We start from the raw sequence: 8,704 nt of genomic DNA on the forward strand, positions 1-8,704 counted from the left end.
GTCCAGCGCGTGCGCTGGCAAGGCGGAGCGAGGAGCGATGCCGGAGGCATCGCGACGAGTGACAACGCCGCCAGGGCGCGTGCTGGGCGACGCGCAGCAGGCGTCCGAATCGATCAACACACCCTAGGCTCGGTCCATGCGATTGCGCACGCAGGTCCTGCTGCTGCAGCTCGCCGTGATCGCCCTCAGCCTGGGCGTCGGCTTCGGCGTGGTGATCGCCGGAGCCGACGACCGCAGTCGTGACGAGTACGCGCAGCGAGCGCTGGCGATCGCGCAGTCGGTCGCGGCCGACGGCGACGTCGTCTCCGCGGTCGCCGCCGCGGGCGGGGCTGAGCTGGCCCCCGGCGTACGCTCCTCGCTGGCCGCGGGTCCGCTGCAGCAGGAGGCGGAGGCGGTCCGGGAGCGGACCGGCGCGCTCTTCGTCGTCATCGCCAACGACGCGGGCATCCGCCTCGCGCACCCGGACCCCGACGAGCTCGGAGAGCCGGTCTCGACCGATCCGAGCACGGCGCTCGCGGGCCGGGTGGAGATCACCACCGACCGGGGCACCCTCGGCGAGTCGGTCCGGGCCAAGGTGCCGGTCCTCGACGGCGATCGGGTGGTCGGGCTGGTCAGCGTCGGCGTCTCGACCGAAGCCATCGCCACGGCGACCCGGCACGCCATCGTGACCACGACCGGCATCGCGCTGGCCGCGCTGGCGGTCGGCGCCCTCGGCTCGCTCCTCCTGGCGCGCCGCTGGCGGCGGCTCACCCTCGGGCTGGAGCCGGACGAGCTCGCCGAGCTGCTGCGCGACCAGGGCGCCGTGCTGCACGCCATGGCCGACGGCGTCCTGGCCGTCGATCGCGCCGGGATCGTCCGGGTGATCAACGACAAGGCGCGGCAGCTGCTCGGCGTCACGGCTCCGGTCGGGACCGCGGTCGGCGAGCTCGGCCTCGGCGCGCGCGTCCTCGGCCCGCTCCGCACCCCGACGCACGACCCGGTCGCGGCCACGGTCGGCGACCGGGTCGTCCTCATCAGCTCGCACCAGGTCGACGCCGACGGCCGCGACCTCGGCATCGTCGCCTCGATCATCGACCGCACCGACGTCGAGGAGCTCACCCGGGAGGTCGACGCCGTCCAGGCGATGAGCGTCGCGCTGCGCGCCCAGCGCCACGAGACGGCCAATCGGCTGCACGTGCTCGCCGGGCTCCTCAGGCACGACCGGGTCGACGACGCCACCGCCTATCTCGACGAGCTGACCGGCATCGGCGGACATGCCGGGCTGGAGGGCCTGGAGAACGTCCACGAGCCGCACCTCCACGGCTTCCTCGACGCCAAGGCGGCCCATGCCCGCGAGCGCGGCGTCACGATCGGCCTCGGCGCCCAGACCTGGGTGGAGGGCACTCTCACGGACCCGATCACGGTCACCACGGTGCTGGGCAACCTGGTGGACAATGCCATCGACGCCGCCGGCCAGCAGCCGGACGGCCGCGCCGCCCATGTCGAGGTCGACGCCTTCACCGAGGGAGACACGTTGCTGATCACCGTCGCCGACTCGGGCCCGGGCATCCAGCTCGACGACCCGGAGGAGATCTTCGTGGACGGCGTGACCACCAAGGCCGACCCGGCCGTGCCGGGCGGCCGTGGCATGGGGCTGGCCCTCTCCCGCCAGCTCGCTCGCCGGATCGGCGGCGACATCGTCGTGGCCGATCCGGGCGGCGTCGAGGGCGGGGCCGTCTTGGTCGCGCGCCTCCCGGGGGTGCTCGCCGGGGCGAGCGGGTCATGAGCGGTCTCGGGGTGCTGATCGTCGACGACGACTTCCGTGTCGCCGGGCTCCACGCGGCGATCGTCGGCGCGCTGCCCGGCTTCCGCGTGACGGCGCGGGCCGGCTCGATGGCCGAGGCCCGCGCGGCGCTGCGGGAGCACCCGGAGACCGACCTGGCGATCCTCGACGTCCACCTGCCCGACGGGTCCGGGATCGACCTCATCGCCGAGCTGGGCTGCGACTGCTTCATCGCGGGCGCGGAGACCGACCCGGACGCCGTACGCCGTGCGCTGCGCGCCGGAGCGCTGACCTACCTGATCAAGCCGTTCGGCGATGCCGAGCTCGCCCGGCGGCTGGCCGGCTACGCGCACTACCGGCGCGCGCTGGACGCCGGGCAGATCGACCAGGCCGCCGTCGACGCGGCACTCTCGGCGATGCGCACCGGCAGCCGGCCCGACCGCCGCGCCGAGACGGCCTCGCCGACCGAGCGCGCCATCCTGGCGCAGTTCGCCGACCACGCGACGCTCGTCGCCGACCAGGTGGCGACGCTCGTCGGCGTCTCGCCGGCGACCGCGCGCCGCCACCTCGCCGCGCTGGTCAGCGCCGGCCGGCTGCGGATGTCGCTGCAGTACGGCGCCGCGGGCCGTCCACGTCAGGAGTACCGCCTGCCGTGACCGCCCGCCGCCCGGTCAGCCCGGATCCACCGATTCTCGCCGTAGCGAGCGTCACCAGACGGGTGTCCTGGCAAGGCGGAGTGCCGAAGGCGGGCCGAGGTCTGAACGAAGTGGCCTCCGTCGAGGTGCGACAACGCAGCCAGGGCGCCCGGATGGGGGCGCGCAGCAGGCGCAGAATCGGTGGATCCGGGGTCAGGCGTCGAGCTGCTCGCGCAGGCGCTTGAGCAGGTCCAGCGCGGAGTCGGCGATGACGGTGCCGGGCGGGAAGACCTCGGCCGCGCCCATCTCCTTGAGCGTCGGCACGTCGTCGGGCGGGATGACGCCGCCGACGACGATGAGGATGTCCGGCCGGCCCTGGTCCTCCAGCGCCTTCTTCAGGGCAGGCGTGAGGGCCAGGTGTCCGGCGGCGAGGGAGGAGACGCCCACGATGTGCACGTCGGCGTCGACGGCCTGCTGGGCGACCTCCTCCGGCGTGGAGAAGAGCGGGCCGACGTCGACGTCGAAGCCGAGGTCGGCGAAGGCGGAGACGACGACCTTCTGGCCGCGGTCGTGACCGTCCTGGCCCATCTTGGCGACGAGGATGCGGGGGCGGCGGCCCTCGGCCTCCTCGAACTCGTCGGTCGCCTTGAGGACCTCGGCGACCTTGCTGTCGCCGGAGCTGGTGGCCTCGTCGCGGTACACGCCGGAGATGGTACGGATCACGGCCTGGTGGCGCCCGTAGGCCTTCTCGACCGCGTCGGAGATCTCGCCGACGGTCGCCTTCGCGCGGGCGGCGTCGACGGCCAGCTCGAGGAGGTTGCCGGCACCGGCGCCGGTGGAGCCGGCCGCGTTGGTGAGCGCATCCAGCGCCCGGCGTACGTCGTCGTCGTCACGCTCGGCGCGGAGCCGCTCCAGCTTGGCGATCTGACGTCGGTAGACGTCGTCGTTGTCGACCTTGAGCACGTCGAGCTTGTCCTCGACCGCCTGGCGGTAGGTGTTGACGCCGATGACCTTCTGCGCACCGGAGTCGATGCGCGCCTGGGTGCGGGCCGCGGCCTCCTCGATGCGCATCTTGGGGATGCCCTGCTCGATCGCCTTCGCCATGCCCCCGGCCGCCTCGGCCTCCTGGATGTGAGCCCAGGCGCGGGCGGCGAGGTCGTGGGTGAGCCGCTCGACGTAGTAGGAGCCGGCCCAGGGGTCGATGATCTGGGTGGTGCCGGACTCCTGCTGCAGCAGGAGCTGGGTGTTGCGCGCGATCCGGGCGGAGAAGTCGGTCGGCAGCGCGATCGCCTCGTCCAGCGCGTTGGTGTGGAGGCTCTGGGTGTGGCCCTGGGTCGCGGCCATCGCCTCGATGCAGGTGCGGCCGACGTTGTTGAAGACGTCCTGCGCGGTGAGGCTCCAGCCGGAGGTCTGGGAGTGGGTCCGCAGGCTGAGGCTCTTGGCGGACTTCGGGTCGAAGTCGGCGACGAGGCGACTCCACAGCGCACGGGCCGCACGCATCTTCGCGACCTCCATGAAGAAGTTCATCCCGATGGCCCAGAAGAAGCTCAGGCGAGGGGCGAAGGCGTCGATGTCGAGGCCGGCGGCGAGGCCGGTGCGGATGTACTCCACGCCGTCCGCGAGCGTGTACGCCAGCTCCAGATCGGCCGTCGCGCCCGCCTCCTGCATGTGGTAGCCGGAGATCGAGATCGAGTTGAACCGCGGCATGTTGCTCGCGGTGTAGGCGAAGATGTCGCCGATGATCCGCATCGACCCGGCCGGCGGGTAGATGTAGGTGTTGCGGACCATGAACTCCTTGAGGATGTCGTTCTGGATCGTGCCCGCGAGCTGCGCGGGCTTCACGCCCTGCTCCTCCGCGGCGGCGATGTAGAGCGCCATCACCGGCAGCACGGCGCCGTTCATGGTCATACTGACCGACATCTCGTCGAGGGGGATGCCGTCGAAGAGCGTGCGGGTGTCGTAGATCGAGTCGATCGCCACGCCGGCCATGCCGACGTCGCCGCGCACCCGCGGGTGGTCGGAGTCGTAGCCGCGGTGGGTCGCCAGGTCGAAAGCGACGCTAAGACCCTTCTGGCCCGCTGCCAGGTTGCGGCGATAGAAGGCGTTCGACTCCTCGGCGGTGGAGAACCCGGCGTACTGCCGGATCGTCCACGGCTGGGTGGTGTACATCGTCGGGTAGGGGCCGCGCAGGAACGGGCTGAGGCCGGGGTAGGTGTCGAGCGCGTCGAGCCCGACCAGGTCGGACTCCGTGTACGACGGGGCGATCTCGATGCCCTCGGGGCTGGTCCAGGTTTGCGGTCCCCGGTTAACCGGTGACTCGGGAACTTCTCGGCCGGCGTGCCCCCCGAGAAGTTCCCCTCCCGGCCGGGTCGTGGGGCTGGTGGGGCTGAAGGGGAGGCCTTCGAACGAGGCGGGAACGCTCATGCGCCGAGCTCCTTCCGGACGGTGGTGAGGAAGTCGAGCGCGTCGACGCCCATCGCGGCGGACGCATCGGCGTAGTCCACCTGCTTGCCCGCGATGATCACGTGCCTCGCGCCCGCCTCGCGCAGGGCGGCGGCGGCGTCGGCGCCCCACTCCTCGTAGGCCCTGTCGGAGCCGGCGAGCATGACGACCGACTGGCCGGCGTACGCGGCGACGAGGTCGCTCGCCCCCGACGTCGCGCCAGCGAGGTCGACCGCGATGCCGCCGGTCGCGAGCAGGTTGGCGGCGAAGGTCGCGCGGGCGGTGTGGTGCGCGATCGGGCCGAGGGTGGCGAGGAAGACCGGCTGGCCCGCCGGCTCGTCCCGCAGCGCCTCGAAGCTCGCGCCGTAGCGCCGGACGGAGTCGGCCCTCGGGTCGGGGTCGCGCTGGGGCAGCTCCTCGGCCAGGTTGGGGAACTCGGTCAGCCCGGTCAGCGGCCGCGAGCGCTTGGCGATCGCCCTCTCCCGCTTCGCCACGACCTCCTCGATCCGGGCACGGAACGCGGTGACGTCCACGTCCCCGGCCCACTCGGCCTCGAGCCTCTGGAACTCGCTCCACCCGGCGACGGCGAGATCACCTGTCAGCTGCTCGACGGCGTACGCGCCGCCGGCGGGGTCCGCCACGACGGCGACGTGCGACTCGTCGATGAGGAGGTGGCTGACGTTGCGGGCGATTCGGCGACCGAAGGCCTGCGGCCGGCCGTTGGCGCTGTCGAAGGGCAGCACGGTGATGCTGTCGGCGCCGCCGACCCCGGCGGCGAAGGCCGCGACCGTGCCGCGGAGCATGTTGACGTAGGGGTCGTACTTGCTGAACGACGGCCGGCTCGTGGTCGCGTGGATCCGCATCCGCGTCGAGCTCGCGCCGCTGTGGTCCAGCACGCTCGCCCACAGGGTGCGGGCCGCGCGCAGCTTGGCGATCGTCGGGAACTGCTCGTCGGTGGCCGCGAGCCGGAAGTCGATCAGGCCCGCGGCCTCGTCGACGCTGAACCCGCCGCCGTCCTCGGCGGTGAGCCAGCGCAGGTACGCCGTCCCGGCAGCGATCGCCCAGCCGAGCTCCTGGGCGTCGCTGGCTCCGAGGTCGTGCGCGGCGGTGGCATCGACGACGATCGCGCGGATGTCGGCCTGCCACGCCCAGCGGGCCAGCGTCTGGACCTGGTCGACCGCGTCGCCGGCGAGCGGACGGCCGCGGAGGACCTGGCCGATCGGGTCGACGCCGAGGTTGGAGTCGGCGTGCTTGACGCCGGGGAGCGCGAGGAAGGCCTCGGCCACGGCGGCCGTGCCGACCGGCGCATCGAGAACGACGGGCGCCAGGTCGAGCAGGACGCCCGTGAGCACGGCCGCGAGGTCGCATCCCTCGTCGGCCGCGAGCCACAGGCTGGTCACGCCGCCCTCGAGGTCGACGAGCGCGGCCTCGTTGGCGAGCTTGGGCTCGGGGTCGTCGATGAGGCTGCGGATGTCCCAGGCGCCGGCGCGAGTCGGGCGGACCGCGGCGACGTCACCGCCCGGCAGGCCGAGCGGCGTCACGGTGATGCCGTCGAGCGTGGCACGACCGAGCTTGTCCCAGACCAGCGAGTCCGGGTCGTCCTCACCGAGCTTGCGCGTCTTGCGGAGCACGGCGGCCGCGGCCGCCTCCCACTCCGCCTGGCTGTGCTCGTCCTCGGGGCGCGCGAGGGCGACGGGCTGCTGCTCAGCAGGGGCCTCGGTCATGGGACGTGACCTTACTACCGGGAAACCGCGGGGAACTACTGGCCAGTAACAAGGCCTGGGGTCACGCCTGGCCGTGCGGCTCGTCGAGGCTGCGGCCTGCTTGCCACGCGCTCCACATGCCGGCGTACGGGCCACCCGCGGCCACGAGCTGGGCGTGCGTCCCCTCCTCGACGATGCGCCCCCGATCCATGACGACGATCCGGTCGCAGCTCGCCGCCTGGGAGAGCCGGTGGGCGATCACGAGACCGGTCCGGCCGGCGAGGACGGCCTCCGAGGCGCGGTCGAGCTGCTCGGCGTGGGCCGACCCCGCCTCGGCGGTCGCCTCGTCGAGGATCGCCAGGTCCGGGTCGGCGAGCAGAAGCCGGGCCAGCGCGAGGTGCTGGGCCTGGGCGTCGGTGAGCGCGTGGCCACCGGTGCCGACCTCCGTGTCGAGACCGTGCGCCGACAGCTCGACCAGGTCGGCTGCGCCGGTGACCTCGAGCGCGGCGCGAATCTCACGATCGGTGGCGTCGGGGGCGGCGAGCGTGAGGTTCTCGCGAAGGGTTCCGGCGAAGACGTGCACCTCCTGGGTGACGACCGCGGCGCGCGCCGGGCGACTCACGGTCCCGGCATCCGGACGGTGAGCGCCGGCGATCACGGCGGCGAGCGTCGACTTCCCCGCCCCGGACGCTCCGACCAGCGCGACGTGCTCCCCCGCGGGAACGTCGAGGGTGATCTCGTCCAGCGCGGCGGGACCTGCGCCGTAGCGGAAGACGACGCCGCGGAGGCGTACGCCGGGAGCGCCGTCGTACGACGTCGCCGGATCATCGGCGGATCCGTCGGTCGGGTCCTCGGGGATCGTGGCGACGCCGACCATGCGGCTCAGCGAGGCGAGGGCCGACTGGAGCGTGTCGATGACGAACAGCAGCTCGTTGACCGGCGCGAGCATGCGCAGGACGAGCAGCATCGCAGTGGTCGCGCCACCGACGGACGAGGCGCCGTGGTCGATCAGGACGAAGCCGACGACGAGCACGGTGGCCAGGCTCAGGCACTCGCCGAGGTTGAGACGGCCGTTGAGCATGCTCTGCACGATCCGGGCACGCAGCGACTGCACCGCGACGCCCCACGAGTCCGCCATCACGGCCTGGTGCCGCTGCTGGGCCAACCCGAAGCCGCGCACGGTGGCGTAGCCGCGCTGGGACTCGAGGATCTGCTGGGCACGCGCGCTCATCGCCGTCCGCTCGGCGCGATAGACGCGCGGCCCGGTGCGGAGGTACCAGCGCATGGCCACCGCATAGACCGGCAGCACCACGATGAACGCAGCCGCGTAGGGCCACTCCAGGGCCGCGAGGCCGCCCAGCGACACGATGATGGTGAACGCGGTGACGGTGAGCACCGGGATCACGGCAGGAGCGGCGTCCGCGACCGCGGTGACGTCGTCGCTGGACCGGGAGATCAGGTCACCCGTCCCGGCACGCTCGACGAAGTGCTGCGGCAGCGTCATCGCGCGGCCCACGACCTGCTCGCGCAGAGTGGCGAGGATGGCGTGGTAGACGCGCGTCGCGAGCACGATCGTCAGGGCTGTGCCCGCTGCGCCGAGCACGGCCGAGAGTGCCATCACGGCGGTGACCGTCAGCACGGTGCCGAGATCCGCCGTGCCTGCCTGCACGTGGTCGACGAGAACGCCGATGGCTGCTGGCGGGATCAGGTCGACGGCGGTGCTGAGGATGCCCAGGGCCCCCGTCGCGGCCAGCCGCAGACGGTGCCCCTGGCTCAGCCGCCACACCTCCCCAGCCGTCTCCCGGCCGCTCGCGACGGGTAGCGCGGTCGCCGCGGACGCGGCGCTCATGGCGCGCTCCTCACCCGTTCGGGGAGGTCGGCAGGGAGCTCCACGACCCGGTCGCAGCAGCCCAGCAGTGCCGGTGCCGAGGAGATGAGCAGCGTCGACCGACCGGCCCGTGCGCCGCGCAGCCGTCCCGCGATCGCGTGCTCGGTGACCGAGTCGACCGCGGTGGTCGGGTCGTGCAGGACGAGCACCGGCGCCTCGCTCGCCAGCGCGCGGGCAAGCGCGACCCGCTGGCGCTGGCCGCCCGAGAGCCGGTTGCCGCCCTCGCCGACCGGCAGGTCGAGGTCCGTGGCGAAGTCGTCGCACGCAGCGGCCA

6 protein-coding genes are annotated in these 8,704 nt (G+C 73.1%); 2 read left to right on the forward strand and 4 right to left on the reverse strand.

The window, feature by feature from the left end:
• The first annotated feature begins 136 nt into the window (after positions 1-136).
• Positions 137-1,765: an ATP-binding protein gene (locus tag QM572_RS13250; protein ID WP_415093863.1), complete on the forward strand. Its 1,629-nt coding sequence runs from the start codon at positions 137-139 to the stop codon at positions 1,763-1,765.
• Positions 1,762-2,418 carry a response regulator gene (locus QM572_RS13255; protein WP_415093865.1) on the forward strand — a complete coding sequence of 219 codons (657 nt, stop codon included), beginning with the start codon at positions 1,762-1,764 and terminating at the stop codon, positions 2,416-2,418. The genes QM572_RS13250 and QM572_RS13255 overlap by 4 nt, the downstream gene beginning before the upstream one ends.
• A 192-nt stretch (positions 2,419-2,610) precedes the next feature.
• Here the strand turns inward: QM572_RS13255 and scpA are convergent, their stop codons facing one another.
• The 4 genes from scpA to QM572_RS13275 all read right to left on the reverse strand — a co-directional run.
• Positions 2,611-4,821, reverse strand: coding sequence for a methylmalonyl-CoA mutase (gene scpA, locus QM572_RS13260; protein WP_415093867.1), 2,211 nt, complete (start codon positions 4,819-4,821; stop codon positions 2,611-2,613).
• Positions 4,818-6,563 carry a methylmalonyl-CoA mutase family protein gene (locus QM572_RS13265; RefSeq protein ID WP_415093869.1) on the reverse strand — a complete coding sequence of 582 codons (1,746 nt, stop codon included), beginning with the start codon at positions 6,561-6,563 and terminating at the stop codon, positions 4,818-4,820. Before QM572_RS13265 ends, scpA begins: the two co-directional genes overlap by 4 nt.
• Positions 6,564-6,624: 61 nt before the next feature.
• Positions 6,625-8,391 (reverse strand): ABC transporter ATP-binding protein, encoded by a 1,767-nt coding sequence (locus QM572_RS13270; RefSeq protein WP_415093871.1) that lies wholly within the window; start codon positions 8,389-8,391, stop codon positions 6,625-6,627.
• Positions 8,388-8,704 (reverse strand): ATP-binding cassette domain-containing protein (locus QM572_RS13275; RefSeq protein ID WP_415093873.1); only part of this gene is annotated, 317 nt, incomplete at its 5' end. The genes QM572_RS13275 and QM572_RS13270, both read right to left, overlap by 4 nt.

This window comes from Nocardioides sp. (genome assembly GCF_047607365.1).
GTDB lineage: Bacteria > Actinomycetota > Actinomycetes > Propionibacteriales > Nocardioidaceae > Nocardioides.

Coding starts and splice junctions, on each gene's coding strand:
- QM572_RS13270 (WP_415093871.1), bottom strand. CDS start 8,391: ATGAGCGCCGCGTCCGCGGCGACCGCGCTACCCGTCGCGAGCGGCCGG.
- QM572_RS13255 (WP_415093865.1), top strand. CDS start 1,762: ATGAGCGGTCTCGGGGTGCTGATCGTCGACGACGACTTCCGTGTCGCC.
- QM572_RS13250 (WP_415093863.1), top strand. CDS start 137: ATGCGATTGCGCACGCAGGTCCTGCTGCTGCAGCTCGCCGTGATCGCC.
- QM572_RS13265 (WP_415093869.1), bottom strand. CDS start 6,563: ATGACCGAGGCCCCTGCTGAGCAGCAGCCCGTCGCCCTCGCGCGCCCC.
- scpA (WP_415093867.1), bottom strand. CDS start 4,821: ATGAGCGTTCCCGCCTCGTTCGAAGGCCTCCCCTTCAGCCCCACCAGC.